A 19,156-nucleotide genomic window follows, 5' to 3' on the forward strand; every position below is an offset into this window, starting at 1 on the left:
CTCCTTAACGATCTTTCGGGTCGAGGGCGTCACGCAGGCCATCGCCGATAAAGTTGAAACAGAACAGAGTGACAACCAGGAAACCCGCCGGGAACAGCAGCAACCACGGTGAAACTTCCATTGAGTTGGCGCCGTCGCTGAGCAATGCGCCCCAGCTGCTGAGCGGCTCCTGCGTGCCCAGCCCCAGGAAGCTGAGGAAGGATTCGAACAGGATCATGCTCGGCACCAGCAGCGACGCATACACCACCACCACACCGAGCACGTTCGGCACGATATGCCGCAGCACGATGTTGCGCGTGGAAACGCCGCACACCAGCGCCGCTTCGATGAACTCCTTACGCTTCAGGCCGAGGGTCTGCCCGCGTACGATACGCGCCATATCCAGCCACGACACCATGCCGATCGCCACGAAGATCAGCAGGATATTCTGGCCGAAGAAGGTCACCAGCAGGATGACGAAGAACATGAACGGGAAGGAGTTGAGGATCTCCAGCAGGCGCATCATCACCGAGTCAACCTTGCCGCCCAGATAGCCGGACATCGCGCCGTACAAGGTACCTACCACCACCGCCACCAGCGCGGCGGCCACGCCGACCATCAGCGAGATGCGCCCGCCGATCGCCACGCGCACCAGCAGATCGCGCCCGGAAGAGTCGGTGCCGAAGTAGTGCCCCGATTCCAGGCTCGGCGCGGCGGACATCATCGCCCAGTCGGTATCATCGTAGGCAAATTGCGACAGCATCGGTGCCAGCACCACAAACAGCGTGATCAGCACCAGAATGAACAGGCTGCTGACCGCCGCGCGGTTGTGCATAAAGCGCCGGCGCGCGTCTTGCCACAGGCTGCGCCCTTCCACTTCCAGCTTCTCGCTGAAGTGTTCCAGAGCTTCGCTGTTCTTTTTAGTCAACATCATTCGCGTGCTCCAGATTAATAACGGATTTTCGGATCGATGACCGCATACAGCACATCGACGATCGCGTTGAACAGAATGGTCAAAGCGCCGACCAGGATGGTCAGGCTCAACACCAGGGAGTAGTCACGGTTCAGCGCACCGTTAACGAATAGCTGGCCGATCCCCGGCAGACCGTAGATGGTTTCGATCACCATCGAACCGGTGATGATGCCGACAAATGCCGGCCCCATGTAGGACAGCACCGGCAGCAGCGCCGGTTTCAGCGCGTGGCGGAAAATGATGCGACGCATCGGCAAGCCTTTGGCGCGCGCGGTGCGGATGAAGTTGGAGTGCAGCACTTCAATCATCGAGCCGCGCGTGATACGGGCGATGCTGGCGATATAGGCCAGCGACAGCGCCACCATCGGCAGAATGATGAATCTAGGCGCGCCGCCGTTCCAGCCGCCGCCCGGCAGCCATTTCAGCGTGATGGCGAAGATCAGCACCAACAGCGGCGCCACCACGAAACTGGGTATCACCACCCCGGTCATGGCGAACCCCATCACCGTGTAGTCCCATTTGGTGTTCTGATTCAACGCGGCGATCACGCCGGCGCTCACGCCCAGCACCACCGCCAGCAGAAACGCGGCCAGGCCGAGTTTGGCGGAAACCGGGAAAGAGCTGGCGACCAGATCGTTGACTGAATAGTCCTTATATTTAAAGGACGGGCCGAAGTCTCCCTGCGCAAGCTGCGCCAGATAATGACCGTACTGTTTCCAGATCGGGTCGTTCAAATGGTATTTGGCTTCGATGTTTGCCATCACTTCCGGCGGTAATGCGCGTTCCCCGGTAAATGGACTGCCGGGCGCCAGGCGCATCATGAAGAATGAGATGGTGATAAGGATAAATAGTGTCGGGATCGCTTCCAATAAGCGACGAAGTATAAATTTAAGCATTGCCCTAACCCTGTGCGACAGCCTGATGACGGCTTATTATTCTCAACATGGGCCGGCGGCCTGCGCCGCCGGCTCTTACCGTATCAATGCTTGATGATGTACAGGTTTTTGTCGTACACGTTATCAAGCGGGTCTTTGCCGGTGTAGCCACCGACGTAAGGTTTCACCAAACGGGCGTTCACATAGTAATACAGCGGAACGATGGCGGAATCTTTATCCAGCTGAACTTCCGCTTTCTGATACAGCTCGGCGCGCTCGTCTTTGGTCTTCGCGGTCAACACGTTGGCCATCAGCTTGTCGAACTCGGCGCTCTTATAGTGCGGGGTGTTACTGCTGCTGTCGGACAGCATCATGTTCAGGAACGAGCTCGGCTCGTTGTAGTCGGCGCACCAGCCGGCGCGCGCCACGTCATAGGTACCCTGATGGCGAGTATCCAGGAAGGTTTTCCACTCCTGGTTCACCAGCTTCACGTCCACACCCAGGTTTTTCTTCCAGATGGAGGCGGCGGCGATCGCCAGCTTCTTGTGCAGATCGGAAGTGTTGTACAACAGGGAGAAGGTCAGCGGTTTGCCCGGGCCGTATCCGGCGTCAGCCAGCAGTTTCTTCGCCACTTCGTTGCGTTTTTCCTGCGTCCAGCCGAACCACTCCGGTGCGGTCAGCTTGGCACCGTCGGTGTATGGCGGCGTAAAGCTGTAGGCCGGCAGGTCGCCCTGGTTTTTCACCTTGTTGACGATGATGTCGCGATCCATGCCCAGCTTCAGCGCTTCACGCACGCGCGCATCGGTGAACGGCGCCTTCTGGTTGTTGATTTCGTAGTAATAGGTGCACAGGTAAGGATCGACATGCACCTCTTTCGGGATCTCTTTCTTCAGTTTTTGGAACAGTTCGATCGGCATGTTGTTGTAGGTCATGTCGATTTCACCGGTGCGGTAGCGGTTAACGTCGGTCACTTCCGACGAAATAGGCAGGAACGTCACTTTATTGATGATGGTTTTGGCGTTATCCCAATATTCCGGGTTGCGTTCCAGTACGATGCGTTCGTTGACAATCCAGTCTTTCAGTTTATAAGCGCCGTTGCTGACGTAGTTGGCCGGTAGCGTCCACTTCTCGCCAAACTTCTCCACCGCGTCTTTGTAAACCGGCTTCATGGCGTAGTGCGGGGTCATTTCAACCAGATAAGGCACCGGCTCGCTCAGGGTCACCTGGAAGGTGTGGTCGTCGATGGCCTTCACGCCCAGCGTCGACTTGTCTTTTTTACCGGCGATGATGTCATCGACGTTTTCCACATGGGCATACTGCAGGTAGCTGGCGTAAGGCGACGCGGTTTTCGGATCCACCACGCGCTGCCAGCTGTAGACGAAATCTTGCGCCGTCACCGGCTTGCCGTTAGACCATTTTGCGTCTTTACGCAGGTGGAAGGTCCAGACTTTGAAATCCTTGTTATCCCAGCTTTCCGCGACGCCCGGCACGATGGAACCGTCCGGGCTGTTGTTCGCCAAACCTTCCATCAGGTCGCGCGTGACGTTGTTTTCCGGCACGCCCTCGATTTTGTGCGGATCCAGCGACTGCACTTCGGAACCGTTGTTTTTGACGATTTCCTGCTTGTCGGCCAGCTGCACGCCCGCCGGGACGTCAGCAGCGAAGGCGCTGGTGGTTGCTGTGATACCCAGCGCGGTGATGACGCCGGCGGCAATGAGCGTTTTCTTCGTGATGTTGGTCATACTTATCGACTCCAGTTTTTTATTATCACAGGTTCTTCGTGGAACCTGCGTTGCCCGTAAGCGGACTTTGTTTTCCCGCCGCCGCGGAACGAATGCGGCGGCCGGCCTTCCCTATATTCCCCAGCGCCTCGGCGTGAGGAATACCCCTTTACTGCTTGATAATGTAGAGATTTTTAACGTCGGTATAGTCCAGCGGATCTTTGCCGGTGAACCCACCCACCGTCGGCTTGATCAACCGCGCGCTGACGCGGTAATAAACCGGAACCAACGCGGAGTCTTTGTCCAGCTGCGCTTCCGCCTGCTGATAGAGCGCGGCGCGCGCGGCCTCATCCGGCGCCTTCAGCGTGGCGGCCATGATGGCGTCGAACGCCGGGCTCTTGTAGAACACGGTATTGATGCTGCTGTTGGACAGCACCAGATTCAGGAACGCGCTGGGTTCGTTGTAATCCCCGCACCAGGTGGCGCGCGCTACGTCGTATTGCCCCTGATGGCGGCTCTCCAGCGAAGTCTTCCACTCCTGATTGCGCAGCGTGACCTCGGCGCCCAGGTTCTTCTTCCACATCGACGCGGCGGCGATCGCCTGCTGTTTGTTTTGATCGGAGGTGTTGTACAGCAACGAGAACTTCAGCGGCTTGGCGTCGCTGTAACCCGCTTCCGCCAGCAGTTTCCTGGCTTCGGCGTTGCGTTGCTCCTGACTCCAGCCGGCCCACGCAGGCTGAGTGAAGCTGGCGCCCTCCGTGAAGGTTGGCGTAAAGGTGTAGGCCGGGATCTGCCCCTGGCCCATGATCTTGTTGGCGATAATGTCGCGATCCAGCGTCATCTTCACCGCCGTACGCACGCGCGGATCGGTGAACGGCGCCCGCTTGTTATTGAGCTCGTAATAGAAGGTGCACAGATAAGGGTTAACGTGCAGCTGTTCGGGCATTTCGCGCTTCATCTTGACGTACAGGTACGGCGGAATGGCGCTGTTGGTGATGTCGATCTCGCCGCTGCGGAAGCGGTTGACGTCGCTCACTTCTGAGGTAATCGGCAGGAAGGTCGCCTGGTTGATCACCGTCTGCTTGTTGTTCCAGTAGCTCGGGCTGCGCTCCAGCACGATGCGCTCGTTCACCACCCACTCTTTCAGGCGGTAAGCGCCGTTGCCGACATAGTTGGCCGGCAGCGTCCATTTATCGCCGAATTTCTCCACCACCGCCCGTTTCACCGGTTTGAGCGATGTGTGGCTCAGCATGCTGATGAAATACGGCACCGGTTCGCTCAGAGTCACCTGCAGCGTCTGGTCGTCCAGCGCCTTAACGCCGAGGGTCTGCGGAGGCTTCTTACCGGTCAGGATGTCGTCGATATTCTCAACTTTGGTGTATTGCAGGTAGCTGGCATAGGGCGAAGCGATTTTCGGATCGGCCAGACGCTGCCAGCTGTAGACGAAGTCTTGCGCGGTCACCGGGCTGCCGTCGCTCCACACCGAGCCGGGGCGCAGGTGGAAGGTCCACTGCTGATAATTCTGGTTTTCCCAGCTTGTCGCCGCCGCCGGCACCACATGCCCGTTGGCGTCGGTGCTCACCAGCCCTTCAAGCAGGTTAAGAATGATATTGCTTTCCGGTACGCCCTCGACCTTATGCGGATCCAATGAAGCCACTTCGCTACCGTTGTTGATCACAATATTCTGCTGCTGCGCCAATTGGACGCCGGCCGGAACCTCTGCCGCCAAACTGCTATTTACGGTGCCGGCGCCCAACGCGCCGCTAATCAACAAGGTCAGAGAAGTACGCTTCAGGGTTTGCTGCATAATCGAGGCTCCTTTTCACCGACAAGCATCGCTTATCGAAGTTTGTGAAGTGTTTATAAGAATTCTAAATAAACGGATACCAGCAAAAATCATTCCCGTTTTTGTGGCGCATTTCAGTTAATTGACCACGGGAAAGTTGCTCGGAAATTAGCAGAAGCCAAATTCCATAGCCAATAAATTTTACGAAAATGTTAAGCAATTCTCTTTTATCGCACGAAGCCCAATCCGGCCCCCAAGATCGAAGGCAGGAAAAACCAACCTCATCATTATGATTTTAAAGACAAAAAAACCAAATTCATTTCGTTTGAAACCGACAGCGCAATCTCACCGCCGCAAAAAGAAACATTCAGTTAACAATCTAACCATTCAAAGAACAAACACCTGCCTATGTGCGGTTAATCACTAATAACACCTGGATGAAAGTGAGACAAGCCCCACAGAATGATGTGACTAATTTAACAACAACGTGACCGTTGAGCGGGGGCGAAATGGGCAGAAATGGGGGAGGAAAAGTGATTGAAATAACGCTTAGCGTTTTTTTTGAGCAGCAACATGAGATTTATGCAACATAAGAGTGCAACCGCATAAATTTTATTCATCCTGTGCACTATAATAATGCGAGCCAATAAATAATTTAAACTTTAAAATTAATTTTAGCCACGCTAACGCGAAAGAGGCGCGGCTAAACAAGGCGTATTACAACAGACCGGGGAATATCGCCTTAATGCCGGTAACGATAAACTCGATGCCGAGCGCCATCAGCAGTAGACCCATGATACGGGTGATCACGTTGATGCCGGTCTGCCCCAGCAGACGCACCAACAGTGGCGCGGCGCGGAACAACAGCCAGCAGCAAAAGGCGAACAAGGCGATCGCGACCGTAAAGCCGAGCAGGCTTTGCCAGTTGTGATAACGGGAGCTCCACACGATGGTGGAACTGATCGCTCCCGGCCCCGCCATCAGCGGCAGCGCTAACGGCACCACGCCGATGCTTTCGCGGATCGCGCTCTCCGACTTCTCCTGTTTGTTCTGTTTGTCTTCCCCCAGCTTGCCGCTGATCATCGACATGGCAATAGTCACCACCAGAATACCGCCGGCGATGCGGAACGAATCGATAGAGATGCCGAACATCCGCAGGATCCCTTCGCCCAGGAACAACGAGGTCCACAGAATGATGGCGACCGACAGGTTGGCGGTCAGGTTGGTTTTATTGCGCCCCGCTTCCGCCTGGTAGCTGGTCATGCTGATGAATACCGGCAAAATGCCCACTGGGTTGACCAGCGCAAACAGACCGACAAAGAACTTGATAAAGCCGGAAAGATCCAACAGAGATTGGCCCACAGATGGCTCCGCATTAATCGCTATAAAAAGGTGTGCTGCCTATGCGCGCTAATGTAATGGAATTGCCGCGGGTAATCCATCCGGCCAGAGCAGCATTTTTGACTGTCAGCAAGTTATGGAGCGAAATAAATGCCCTTTGTTAAAGTGATGTATGGCCTTTTGATTTTTTATGTTGAAAAAAGAGTCATTGCTCACAGTTATCAAGAATGATTCCCAACACCCGCAAGCTGAAAGGTGTCAGCTTGCTGTTTTCATGATTTAGATCACAAATCAACTACCCAACAGTGGGTAAGCTCTTAGTCGTAGGCAGGGAGTAGAACAAAGTGGGTGGCCACATCGCCGATTCCGTTCTCCTCACGGTCTGCCCCTCCGGCTGGCGTAGGGTAAAGCTCTTTAAGCAAATCAGCAGCATGCGAAGAAATAACGCGGGAAAGCCCCGGTATTCTCATCACCGTTTATTCCCGTTATGACTATACTAGTGGCTCGCACGGCTTATTTACTGAAAGAGTTTAACATTATCAGGAGAGCATTATGGCTGTAACGAATGTCGCTGAACTGAACGAGCTTGTCGCACGTGTCAAAAAAGCCCAGCGCGAATATGCCAACTTCACTCAAGAGCAAGTGGATAAAATCTTCCGCGCTGCCGCCCTCGCCGCTGCTGATGCCCGTATCCCGTTGGCCAAAATGGCCGTGGAAGAATCCGGAATGGGTATCGTCGAAGACAAAGTGATCAAAAACCACTTCGCTTCCGAGTACATCTACAACGCCTATAAAGACGAAAAAACCTGTGGCATCCTGTCTGAAGATGACACTTTCGGTACCATCACCATCGCCGAACCTATCGGCCTGATTTGCGGTATCGTTCCTACCACCAACCCAACTTCTACCGCGATCTTCAAAGCGCTGATCAGCCTGAAAACCCGTAACGGCATCATCTTCTCGCCGCACCCGCGTGCGAAGAATGCCACCAATAAAGCCGCCGATATCGTGCTGCAAGCCGCTATCGCCGCCGGCGCGCCGAAAGATATCATCGGTTGGATCGACCAACCGACCGTCGAGCTGTCCAACCAGCTGATGCACCACCCTGACATTAACCTGATCCTGGCCACCGGTGGCCAGGGCATGGTGAAAGCCGCCTACAGCTCCGGCAAGCCGGCCATCGGCGTCGGTGCCGGTAATACACCGGTCGTGGTAGACGAAACCGCAGACATCAAACGCGTGGTCGCCTCTATCCTGATGTCCAAAACCTTCGACAGCGGCGTTATCTGCGCTTCCGAACAGTCGGTCATCGTCGTTGACGCTATTTATGATGCGGTACGCGAACGCTTCGCTTCCCACGGCGGCTATCTGCTGCAGGGTAAAGAACTGAAAGCGGTTCAGGACATCATCCTGAAAAACGGCGGTCTGAACGCGGCTATCGTCGGGCAATCCGCACCGAAAATCGCCGAGATGGCAGGTATCAAAGTGCCGGCCAACACCAAAGTGCTGATCGGTGAAGTGAAGCTGGTCGACGAGTCCGAACCTTTCGCCCATGAAAAGCTGTCGCCTACCCTGGCGATGTACCGTGCCAAAGACTTCGAAGACGCCGTCGCCAAAGCTGAAAAACTGGTCGCCATGGGCGGTATTGGCCACACCTCCTGCCTGTATACCGACCAGGATAACCAAACGGCTCGCATCGCCTACTTCGGCGATAAAATGAAAACGGCTCGCATCCTGATCAACACCCCGGCTTCTCAGGGCGGTATCGGCGACCTGTATAACTTCAAACTCGCGCCTTCGCTGACGCTGGGTTGCGGCTCCTGGGGTGGTAACTCCATCTCTGAAAACGTCGGACCTAAACACCTGATCAACAAGAAAACTGTAGCGAAGCGAGCAGAAAACATGTTGTGGCATAAACTTCCGAAATCGATCTACTTCCGCCGGGGCTCGCTGCCTATCGCGCTGGAAGAAGTGGCGACCGACGGGGCAAAACGCGCCTTCATCGTGACCGACCGTTTCCTGTTCAACAACGGCTATGCCGACCAGATCACCAAGGTTCTGAAGTCTCACGGCATCGAAACCGAAGTGTTCTTCGAAGTGGAAGCCGACCCGACGCTGAGCATCGTGCGCAAGGGCGCCGAGCAGATGAACTCCTTCAAACCGGACGTCATCATCGCGCTGGGCGGCGGTTCGCCGATGGACGCCGCGAAAATCATGTGGGTGCTGTACGAACATCCTGAAACCCACTTCGAGGATCTGGCGCTGCGCTTCATGGACATCCGTAAGCGTATCTACAAGTTCCCGAAAATGGGCGTGAAAGCGAAGATGATCGCCATCACCACCACGTCAGGCACCGGTTCGGAAGTCACGCCGTTTGCCGTCGTAACCGACGACACCACCGGACAGAAATACCCGCTGGCCGACTATGCGCTGACCCCGGACATGGCAATTGTCGATGCCAACCTGGTGATGAACATGCCGAAATCCCTGTGCGCCTTTGGCGGTCTGGATGCGGTCACCCACGCGCTGGAAGCCTACGTTTCGGTGCTGGCGAACGAATACTCCGACGGCCAGGCGTTGCAAGCGCTGAAACTGTTGAAAGAGTATCTACCGGCCAGCTATAAAGAAGGCGCGAAAAATCCGGTTGCCCGTGAACGCGTGCACAACGCCGCCACCATCGCCGGTATCGCCTTCGCCAACGCCTTCCTCGGGGTCTGTCACTCCATGGCGCACAAGCTGGGTTCGGAGTTCCACATTCCGCACGGCCTGGCCAACGCGATGCTGATTTCCAACGTCATTCGCTACAACGCGAACGACAACCCGACCAAGCAGACGGCCTTCAGCCAGTACGACCGCCCTCAGGCGCGCCGCCGCTACGCTGAAATCGCCGATCACCTCGGCCTGAGCGCACCGGGCGACCGCACTGCGCAGAAGATTGAGAAACTGCTGGCCTGGCTGGACGAGCTGAAAACCGAGTTGGGCATCCCCACCTCCATCCGTGAGGCGGGTGTGCAGGAGGCGGACTTCCTGGCGAAAGTCGACAAGCTGTCGGAAGACGCATTCGACGACCAATGCACCGGCGCCAACCCTCGCTATCCGCTGATTGCCGAACTGAAGCAAATCATGCTGGATACCTTCTACGGCCGCGAATTCAGCGAAGCAGTAGAAGAGGAAGCAGCGGCCCCGGCTGCAGCCAAAGCCGCGGTAAAGAAGCCCAAGAAATAACGGTTCCGTGAACCGATAAAAAAACCCGCCAAACGGCGGGTTTTTTATTGCGCCCGAGGCGCTGCCTTTCGGCGCACGCCGCCAAAACCCTTCAGCGGGCTCTGGCGGCGTTTTCACCCCTAATCCAGGGAGTGAATCGCCTCTTTATAATGCTTGCGGCAGACGGAGACATAGCTCTCGTTACCGCCAATCACCACCTGTTCACCGGCATGCATCGCTTTGCCATTCTCGTCCAGTCGCAACACCATATTGGCTTTGCGCCCGCAGTGACAGATGGTTTTCAATTCCACCAGCTTATCGGCCCAGGCCAGCAAATATTGGCTGCCGGTAAACAATTCACCGAGAAAATCTGTGCGCAAACCGTAACACAATACCGGAATGTCCAGTTGGTCCACCACATCGCACAATTGCTCAACCTGCGCTTTGGTCAGGAACTGGCTTTCATCGAGCAGCACACAATGCACCTGCTGCTGTTGATGCTCTTGCTGAATCATGGCGAAGAGCATTGAGTCGTTGTTATAAAGCTGGGCCTGCGAAGATAATCCGATGCGTGAGCTGACTTTGCCTACGCCATAGCGGTGATCGATCTCCGCGGTGAACACCAGCGTGCGCATCCCACGCTCTTGATAGTTATATGAAGACTGTAGCAGCGCGGTAGACTTGCCGGCATTCATCGCAGAGTAATAAAAATAAAGTTGAGCCATGGCCCCGCCACTCCGATGGTATAAGAAATATTCAAATGTTGATTAGGACGGTGAGTGTACCATAACCCGCCCCCCGGCTCAGCCCAAAGCGAACGAATATTGCGTTCGCCGTAATAATGCGCTTTCAAGCGAAACATATCGTTCTGTCGGCATGTTCTTTTAACAGCTATTTACAGGATAATGTATGCCTGTCATCACTATTAATTCTTGCTAATGGTTAGGCTCGGTCATTTGCCCATTATGCATAGCCACCCTTTCCCCTCCGCAGGCGCTGTAGCCGCGCTGGAACGCCTGTCTATTATACGTTAGGCCAATAATGGGCATTTAATCGCCTCCGCCGACGCCCCGACGTTACCTGACGCAATCTTTACCTATATACCCCTATTGTTTACAATGTCTGGCTTGCCATGGCGTGATTAAGCCCACAGAACCCATTGTAATATTGATATAAATTACGGCGATAACTTATCGATGAAAGCCTTGCGCCACGCGCCCTTTAAAGCATATCTGCTGAAATTTTGACTTAAGCACGATGAAGGTAATAGTTAACAGGCCTTCCTATTATTTGTCGGACTGATCCGATTAATGGTTTTTTTAAAGGTAAATTTGAGTATTCAAGTCAATTTGGCTATTGCAGAAAAGAAAAGAGCACTCTATTATTATCGAGACGCCCCCCACCAATATAATTTGAGACTAGGACAATGAGCGAAGCATTAAAGATTTTGAACAACATCCGCACCCTGCGCGCCCAGGCAAGAGAATGCACTCTGGAAACGCTGGAAGAAATGCTCGAGAAACTGGAAGTTGTTGTGAACGAACGTCGCGAAGAAGACAGCCAGGCTCAAGCAGAAATCGAAGAACGCACTCGTAAGCTGCAGCAATACCGCGAAATGCTGATTGCTGACGGCATCGACCCGAATGAACTGCTGCAAACCATGGCTGCTAACAAGGCTGCCGGTAAAGCAAAACGTGCAGCACGTCCTGCTAAATACCAATATAAAGACGAAAACGGCGAGCTGAAAACCTGGACCGGCCAAGGCCGTACGCCTGCGGTGATTAAGAAAGCTATCGAAGAGCAAGGTAAATCTCTGGACGATTTCCTGCTGTAATAGCGATTCAGTCCGTATCTGAAAGGCTCCCTGCGGGGGGCCTTTTCATTTTAAAGCTTATCGTTCTGTTCCCGCCGCCCTATCCTTTTAGTAAATATCCTAATTCGCTTTTCCTTCGAGCATGAAATTTCTGTGAAAAAAAAGGGACCCTAAGGCCCCCTTTATCGCATTACCCACGTTCAATTATTGAACCTGGTAGAATGCCTTATACCAGTCAACGAAGCGCTTCACACCCTCTTCAACGCTGGTTTCCGGTTTAAAACCAATGTCACGATAAAGCTCTTCCGTGTCTGCGCTGGTATCCATCACGTCGCCAGGCTGCATCGGCAGCATATTCTTACGGGCGGTCACCCCCAATGCCTGCTCCAACGCACGGATATATTCCATCAGTTTAACAGGCGTGTTATTGCCGATATTATAAACATGATACGGTGCGGAGCTGGTCGCCGGCGATCCTTGTTCAACGGTCCATGACGGGTCTGCCTGCGGAATAACCGCCTGCAGCCGCACAATCGCCTCGGCGATATCATCGATGTAAGTAAAGTCACGGTGCATTTCACCGTGGTTATATACATCGATGCTCTCACCCGCCAATATGGCCTTGGTGAATTTGAACAGCGCCATATCCGGACGTCCCCAAGGGCCATATACGGTAAAGAAGCGCAGCCCCGTCGTCGGGAGACCGTATAAATGGGAGTAGCTGTGTGCCATCAGCTCATTGGCCTTTTTCGTTGCCGCATACAGTGATACCGGATGATCAACCGAATCTTCGGTCGCAAACGGCAGCTTGCGATTCAGGCCATATACCGAACTGGAAGAGGCGTAGAGCAAATGCTCAACTTTATTATGACGGCAGCCTTCCAGAACGTTTAAATGGCCGATCAGGTTAGCATCCGCATAAGCCAACGGATTGACCAGCGAATAACGTACGCCAGCTTGAGCCCCCAAATGAATGACTCGTTGGAACTGATGCTCGGCGAACAATGCCGCCATCCCTTCACGATCGGCCAAATCCAGCTTGATAAAGCGGAATCCCGGCTTATCCGCCAGTCTGTCCAGACGGGCCGTTTTCAGGCCCACGTCATAATAGTCGTTCAGGTTATCAATGCCGACAACCTGATGACCGGCGGTCAACAAACGCTCTGCAACGTGATAGCCAATAAATCCTGCGGCGCCTGTAACCAGGAATTTCATGCCCACTCCTTAAATAACCGGTTTAATCGAGGCGCCGCGGCCAATCGCGTAGTAGGTAAAACCGCGATTCTCCAAACGCTCCGGATCGTACAGGTTACGTCCATCGAAGATCACCGGCTGCTTCAGTTCACTTTTAATCACGTCGAAGTCCGGTGCGCGGAAATTCTGCCATTCGGTGCAGATCACCAGAGCATCGGCGCCGTGCAGCGCAGCCTCTTTGGTTCCCATCAGCTTCAAGTCGTCACGCTGCCCATAGATGCGTTGAACTTCGTTCATCGCTTCCGGATCGTAGGCCTGAACGGTGGCGCCGGCGGCCCACAGCTGCTCCATCAACACACGGCTGGACGCTTCACGCATGTCATCGGTATTCGGCTTGAACGCCAGGCCCCACAGCGCGAAGGTTTTACCCTTCAGATCGCTGCCGAAGTAGTCTTTGATAAAGCTGTTCAGCTTGTCTTTCTGTTGGTAGTTGACCTGCTCTACCGCCTGCAGCAGCTTCGGTTGATAACCGATCTGCTCCGCCGTGCGGATCAACGCCTGGACATCTTTCGGGAAGCAAGAACCACCGTAGCCGCAGCCAGGGTAGATAAAGTGATAACCGATGCGTGAGTCGGAGCCGATACCCTGACGCACTTTCTCAATGTCCGCCCCCAGCATTTCCGCCAGGTTGGACATTTCGTTCATGAAGCTGATTTTGGTCGCCAGCATGCAGTTGGCGGCATACTTGGTCAGCTCCGCGCTACGGATATCCATCATGATCATACGATCGTGATTGCGGTTAAACGGCTCGTACAGCTCGCGAATAGGTTCGATCACATCTTTATTATCGGTACCGATCACGATGCGCTCAGGGCGCATACAGTCTGCTACCGCCGCGCCTTCCTTCAGGAATTCCGGGTTAGACACTACGTCGAACGGCACGCTGCTGCCGCGTTTCGCCAGCGTTTCCGCCATCACCTGACGCACTTTGTCCGCCGTGCCGACCGGGACGGTGGATTTGTCGATCACCACTTTACGATCGGTCATGTGCTCGGCGATGGTGCGCGCAACCGCAGTGACATATTTCAGGTCAGCGGAACCGTCTTCATCCGGCGGCGTACCGACGGCGATGAACTGGATATTCCCGTGCGCCACGCCCGCTTTGGCATCGGTAGTGAAATGCAGACGACCGGCCTCATAGTTTTGCTGCACCAGCGGCGTCAGGCCCGGTTCAAAAATCGGGATATTGCCTTTTTTCAGGTTTTCGACTTTTCGCTCATCGACGTCAATGCACATAACGTCATGGCCAACTTCAGCCAGCACGGCGGCCTGCACCAGACCCACATAACCAATACCAAAAACTGTTACTTTCATGTGAAAATCCTAGTTTTTCAAATTAAGACGAAAGATCACTCAATTATTTCTTATCAGCGGCAACAACCTGTTGCAGCCACTGAGAAAATTCTTTGCCCAGGCTGGCATGACGCATGCCATATTCCACAAATGCCTGCATGTAACCCAGTTTGTTACCACAATCATGGCTCACGCCTTTCAGGTGATACGCTTCCACCGTTTCCTGCTGCATCAGCATTTCGATGCTGTCAGTCAGCTGAATTTCGTCGCCGGCGCCGGGAGGCGTTTTCGCCAACAGCGGCCAAATATCGGCGGACAGCACGTAACGACCCACGATCGCCAGGTTGGAAGGCGCTTTATTCGGCGATGGCTTCTCGACCACGCTGACCATCGGCGCGCTTTCGCCGGGCTGCAGCTCGACGCCCTTGCAGTCGGCTACGCCGTAGTTTCCGACATCCTTATGCGGCACGGGTTCAACCATGATCTGGCTGACGCCGGTGGCTTCGAAGCGCTGCAGCATGTCGTGCAGGTTGTCTTTTTTCGGATCGGCGCTGTATTCATCGAGGATCACGTCCGGTAATACCACGGCGACCGGCTCATCGCCCACCATCGGGTAGGCGCACATGATAGCGTGCCCCAGGCCTTTGGCATTCCCCTGACGGACTTGCATCACGGTAACGCCTTTCGGGCAGATCGACTGTACTTCATCCAGCAATTGGCGCTTGACGCGTTTTTCCAGCATCGCTTCCAGTTCGAAACTGGTATCAAAATGGTTTTCGATCGAGTTTTTGGAGGAGTGAGTGACCAGCACAATCTCGTTAATCCCTGCCGCAATGCACTCATTGACGACGTATTGGATCAGCGGTTTATCAACCAGCGGCAGCATTTCTTTTGGAATGGCTTTGGTGGCTGGTAACATCCGCGTACCCAAGCCTGCAACCGGGATCACGGCTTTTCTGACTTTGCGATTTACAGCAGGCATTATTTCCTCTCTTAAAGCTAAAGCGCTCATTTTATGAGCTTGGGCTCGATATAAAAAAACCTTCGGAGTATACCAGCTTATGCGCGCCGAGCATTAGCCAGAACACAAATAGAAAACATTTAGGACTATTACCCGTTCTGATAATCGGGAGAATAAATAAACGGTTTAATTACCGATAAGTGAATAGCTTAAGATCTCGCCGCTCGGCGCCCGTTATTCAGCGCTCAGCATCAGCCGCAATCGGCCCCCGCTGCCCCACACCTGACATTGCCAGGCGGTGCAACGTTGACTGATCTGGTTCATGTAGGTCGCCCCCAGCGTCCCCAGCGGTACGCCGTTGCTCAGCTGAATTTGATTATCACCGGTATTGACGTTGGCATGCAGCCCGGCGGACACCAAAATCAGGTTCTTATTTTCGGCGTGATAATATCCCAGCAACAGTGGGAATTGTCCGTCTAATTTCCCCTGCCGCAATAATTGATTAACCTGCTTTAACAATGCTGACATTTGCGGCAGGCGATGTTGCTGATTAGCCAGATGGTCTTGCAGCAACCCATTAAATAATGCGCGTAACAGCAATGCCGCCAATACGCCATTATCACCGGCGCGCGTGACGTCCAGGCAATAGAATGCCAGGTCTTTTTCTGACAACGCGGCAATATCCAGCACCAGGCCGGGATTTTCGCCCGTGGTTAACTGCCGATAGTTGATCCGGCAATGTGCAATGGTCTGCTGTACCGGCGGTTGCAGTTGTTTAAGCAGTTTGACGGCTTCGGAAGGATTTTTGCTCAGCGCATCCCAATCCTGAAAAAGCTCAACCTCTTCCATCGCCTGGGAGGTGAACATATTGGGGTATAAACACGCCAGCACCGCTTCACGCAGGCGATTGAGATCGGTCAGGGGCTTCAGCAGGACATCCTGTACGCCCAAGCGCAACACCTTGGCAATGTCGGCCATCTTGTCGGTGGCCGAGATCACCAGCACCGGGATCTGCCCTCCCTGCAAACGCAGGTGCTCAACGAATTCGATACCACCCATTTCCGGCATCGCGAGATCGCACAGAATCAGATCGGGCTTGAAGTCCTCGACGGCACTCAGCGCCTGCAAACCGTTGGTCGCCTCGCCGGTTTCAGCGCCCAGCGAGGTCAAATAACCGACCAGCACGGAACGAAAAACCTGTTCGTCCTCAACGATCAAGATGCGTTTGTGAGTGAGTGGTAATGCCATCAGCCGAGCCTCGTCCCTTTCCATAGTGTAATAGTGGCTCAAAAAGGTCACTTATGCTCGTCTGAATCAGACCGACCGCGCATTGCCAACCGAGAACCGAGAATTATCTATTTTTTATCAACGGCAACAACCGATCCAGTTGTTTTTCCACCGCCAGTAACCCTGCCTCGATCGCTTCATCGGCGCGGTGGAAATCCAGCGTCGAGATTTGCGGGCAAAAAGGTTGGATCAACACGTCCGGCGGATCGCTCGCCATCCGGTTGCGCTTCAGGCGATTTTCCAGCATTTGAATCGAGGTGCCCATAATCTCCATCGCCGTCGGCGCCGTCGTCGGTTTACGCTGTCGCATTCTGCCGACGCGCTCTCTCAGACGCCCGCGCCAGGTATCGGCAGGCGCATCGTCCGAACTTTCGTCCTCAATGCGTACCGAGAACAAATCCTGCTGCATCAGGTGCGCGTCATGCTGCAGATCGACCGCAATGACGATATCGGCGCCCAGCGCCCGGCAAAGCGACACCGGAACCGGATTGACCACCGCGCCGTCCACCAGCCAATAGCCGTCGGCCCACACCGGCGCCAACAGGCCGGGCATGCTGCAAGACGCACGCACCGCCTGATGAATATCGCCTTCGGTCAGCCACAGTTCGCGGCCGGTGCTGAGATTGGTCGTCACGGCGCCGAACTTGAGCGCGCATTCGGCAATATCGTTGATCTTCAACAGCTGCCCGACGGCATTAAACACGCGATCGCCGCGCAACAAGCCACCACGCTGCCAGGAAAAATCCATCAGACGAATCACGTCCCAATAGCTGAACGACCGCACCCACTGCTCCATCGCCGGCAGGCGATGGCTGGCAAACACCGCGCCCACTAACGCACCGACAGAGCAGCCGGCAACGATATCGACCTCAATTCCCAGTTTCTTTAACGCATTGATCACGCCGATGTGCGCCCAGCCTTTGGCCGAGCCAGCTCCCAACGCCAGTCCGATCTTGATTTGCCGCATAGCGCCATCCTCTCGATAACAGGGGTATCTGCTTTCAGGGTAGATTGTCACTGACGAATATTGTTAGGTAACATATGCGCTAAATTCATTTTCTGCCTCGTCTTCTCAGGAGTTATTTTGCCCGAATCATGCCCATGCGGCAGCGGACTGGCGTATAACGCATGCTGTGCCCCTTTTATCAGCGGCAACCAGCCGGCGCCGACGCCCGGCCAGCTGATGCGTTCACGCTTCACCGCCTATGTGAATCATAACGTCGATTACCTGATCGCCACCTGGCATCCCGACTGCGGCGCTGAAGCCTGGCGCAATGCGATCGTCGACAGCTTTAAAAATACCGAATGGCTGGGCCTGACGATCGTGGAAGAAAAAGCCGGTCATGAGCCGGACGAAGGCTTCGTCGAATTCATCGCCCGTTTTACCGATGGCGAAAGCGGCGAACCGCAGGCGATGCATGAGCGCTCGCGCTTCCTTCGTCGCGATCAACGTTGGTATTATATCGACGGCACTAAACCCCAGCCCGGCAGAAATGCGATTTGTCCCTGCGGCTCAGGGAAAAAATACAAGAAGTGCTGCGGGCGGTAGCGGCCGGCGCTTCACGTTTACGCCTGCGCAGACAGGCCGTTCAGTATCAGACAGGATCCTCAAACCCATGCCACACCAAAATGTACAACGGAAAGTGTTACGCACCATCTGCCCAGACGCCAAAGGGCTGATCGCCAAGATCACCAACATCTGTTACAAGCACGAACTCAATATCGTCCAGAATAATGAGTTCGTCGATCACCGCACCGGGCGTTTCTTCATGCGTACCGAGCTGGAAGGCATTTTCAACGACAACACGCTGCTGGCCGATCTGGACAGCGCGCTGCCGGAAGGTTCGCTGCGCGAGCTGCACAGCACCGGGCGCCGTCGCATCGTGGTGCTGGTCACCAAAGAGGCTCACTGCCTGGGCGACTTGTTGATGAAAAGCGCCTATGGCGGCCTCGATGTTGAAATCGCCGCCGTGATCGGCAACCACGACACGCTGCAAACGCTGGTGGAACGTTTCGATATTCCTTTCCATTTGGTGAGCCACGAAGGCTTGACGCGTGAGCAACACGACCGCGAAATGACGGCTCAGATCGATCAATATCAGCCGGATTACGTGGTGCTGGCCAAATATATGCGCGTGCTGACCCCGGCCTTCGTGCAGCATTATCCGAATCAGGTGATCAACATTCACCATTCGTTCCTGCCGGCATTTATCGGCGCGCGCCCTTATCACCAGGCCTATGAGCGTGGGGTAAAAATCATCGGCGCCACCGCCCACTACGTTAACGACAATCTCGACGAAGGCCCGATCATCATGCAGGACGTGATCCACGTCGATCACACCTATTCCGCCGAGGATATGATGCGCGCCGGGCGCGACGTAGAGAAAAATGTGCTTAGCCGCGCGCTGTATCAGGTGCTGGCGCAGCGCGTCTTCGTTTACGGCAACCGCACCGTTATTCTGTAATCGCTCAATAAATCGGTGCATTTCGTTCAGGGATGCACCGCCAAGAATAAAAAAACGGCAAACGATTCATTTTCTGCATTTCAATGCTTTACACATCCGCTTCATTTGATATGATGCGCCCCGCTTACCGAGACAGCGCTCTCGCAAGCAAGGCCAGTTAAATAGCCATGTAATATGGTGGGGTTCCCGAGCGGCCAAAGGGAG

General features: G+C 54.6%; 15 protein-coding genes. 4 read left to right on the forward strand and 11 right to left on the reverse strand.

What is annotated here, in order from left to right:
- Window positions 1-4: 4 nt before the first annotated feature.
- From oppC to FUU19_RS13625, 5 genes are all read right to left on the reverse strand, one after another.
- Complete coding sequence (gene oppC, locus FUU19_RS13605; RefSeq protein ID WP_202669596.1) at window positions 5-913, reverse strand: oligopeptide ABC transporter permease OppC; 909 nt, start codon at window positions 911-913, stop codon at window positions 5-7.
- Window positions 914-927: 14 nt separating this feature from the next.
- A complete protein-coding gene (gene oppB, locus FUU19_RS13610) occupies window positions 928-1,848 on the reverse strand; it encodes an oligopeptide ABC transporter permease OppB (protein WP_089184696.1) in 921 nt (306 codons plus the stop codon).
- An 83-nt stretch (window positions 1,849-1,931) separates the two neighbouring features.
- Window positions 1,932-3,569, reverse strand: a complete 1,638-nt coding sequence (gene oppA, locus FUU19_RS13615; protein ID WP_230490909.1) for an oligopeptide ABC transporter substrate-binding protein OppA — start codon at window positions 3,567-3,569, stop codon at window positions 1,932-1,934.
- A 148-nt stretch (window positions 3,570-3,717) separates the two neighbouring features.
- Entirely contained in the window at window positions 3,718-5,355 is a 1,638-nt protein-coding gene (locus tag FUU19_RS13620) for an ABC transporter substrate-binding protein (protein ID WP_230490908.1), read from the reverse strand.
- A 696-nt stretch (window positions 5,356-6,051) separates the two neighbouring features.
- A complete protein-coding gene (locus FUU19_RS13625; RefSeq protein ID WP_015378089.1) occupies window positions 6,052-6,696 on the reverse strand; it encodes a YchE family NAAT transporter in 645 nt (214 codons plus the stop codon).
- Window positions 6,697-7,227: 531 nt separating this feature from the next.
- On the opposite strand from FUU19_RS13625, the gene adhE reads away from it, so the two are divergent.
- Entirely contained in the window at window positions 7,228-9,900 is a 2,673-nt protein-coding gene (gene adhE / locus FUU19_RS13630; RefSeq protein ID WP_230507144.1) for a bifunctional acetaldehyde-CoA/alcohol dehydrogenase, read from the forward strand.
- 119 nt (window positions 9,901-10,019) lie between these two features.
- Here the strand turns inward: adhE and FUU19_RS13635 are convergent, their stop codons facing one another.
- Window positions 10,020-10,604, reverse strand: coding sequence for a thymidine kinase (locus FUU19_RS13635; RefSeq protein ID WP_038877247.1), 585 nt, complete (start codon window positions 10,602-10,604; stop codon window positions 10,020-10,022).
- A 701-nt stretch (window positions 10,605-11,305) separates the two neighbouring features.
- Here FUU19_RS13635 and hns point away from each other — a divergent pair.
- Window positions 11,306-11,713, forward strand: coding sequence for a histone-like nucleoid-structuring protein H-NS (gene hns / locus FUU19_RS13640; RefSeq protein WP_004932170.1), 408 nt, complete (start codon window positions 11,306-11,308; stop codon window positions 11,711-11,713).
- A gap of 183 nt (window positions 11,714-11,896) precedes the next feature.
- Here the strand turns inward: hns and FUU19_RS13645 are convergent, their stop codons facing one another.
- The 5 genes from FUU19_RS13645 to rssA all read right to left on the reverse strand — a co-directional run bounded on the left by FUU19_RS13645 (window position 11,897) and on the right by rssA (window position 17,454).
- Window positions 11,897-12,907: an NAD-dependent epimerase gene (locus FUU19_RS13645; protein WP_038877245.1), complete on the reverse strand. Its 1,011-nt coding sequence runs from the start codon at window positions 12,905-12,907 to the stop codon at window positions 11,897-11,899.
- A gap of 9 nt (window positions 12,908-12,916) precedes the next feature.
- Complete coding sequence (locus FUU19_RS13650) at window positions 12,917-14,260, reverse strand: UDP-glucose dehydrogenase family protein (RefSeq protein WP_038877243.1); 1,344 nt, start codon at window positions 14,258-14,260, stop codon at window positions 12,917-12,919.
- Window positions 14,261-14,303: 43 nt separating this feature from the next.
- On the reverse strand, window positions 14,304-15,221 hold the full coding sequence (gene galU / locus FUU19_RS13655) for a UTP--glucose-1-phosphate uridylyltransferase GalU (protein WP_202669599.1): 918 nt from the start codon (window positions 15,219-15,221) through the stop codon (window positions 14,304-14,306).
- A 213-nt stretch (window positions 15,222-15,434) separates the two neighbouring features.
- Window positions 15,435-16,448: a two-component system response regulator RssB gene (gene rssB, locus FUU19_RS13660; RefSeq protein ID WP_141968440.1), complete on the reverse strand. Its 1,014-nt coding sequence runs from the start codon at window positions 16,446-16,448 to the stop codon at window positions 15,435-15,437.
- Window positions 16,449-16,551: 103 nt separating this feature from the next.
- Window positions 16,552-17,454, reverse strand: a complete 903-nt coding sequence (rssA, locus tag FUU19_RS13665) for a patatin-like phospholipase RssA (protein WP_230490907.1) — start codon at window positions 17,452-17,454, stop codon at window positions 16,552-16,554.
- Between the two features lie 117 nt (window positions 17,455-17,571).
- Here rssA and FUU19_RS13670 point away from each other — a divergent pair, with 117 nt between their 5' ends.
- Window positions 17,572-18,036 (forward strand): YchJ family protein, encoded by a 465-nt coding sequence (locus tag FUU19_RS13670; RefSeq protein WP_038877235.1) that lies wholly within the window; start codon window positions 17,572-17,574, stop codon window positions 18,034-18,036.
- Window positions 18,037-18,103: 67 nt separating this feature from the next.
- Complete coding sequence (gene purU, locus FUU19_RS13675; RefSeq protein WP_060423821.1) at window positions 18,104-18,952, forward strand: formyltetrahydrofolate deformylase; 849 nt, start codon at window positions 18,104-18,106, stop codon at window positions 18,950-18,952.
- Window positions 18,953-19,156 lie beyond the last annotated feature (204 nt).

Origin of the sequence: Serratia montpellierensis (assembly GCF_020858655.1) — a bacterium.
GTDB lineage: Bacteria > Pseudomonadota > Gammaproteobacteria > Enterobacterales > Enterobacteriaceae > Serratia > Serratia montpellierensis.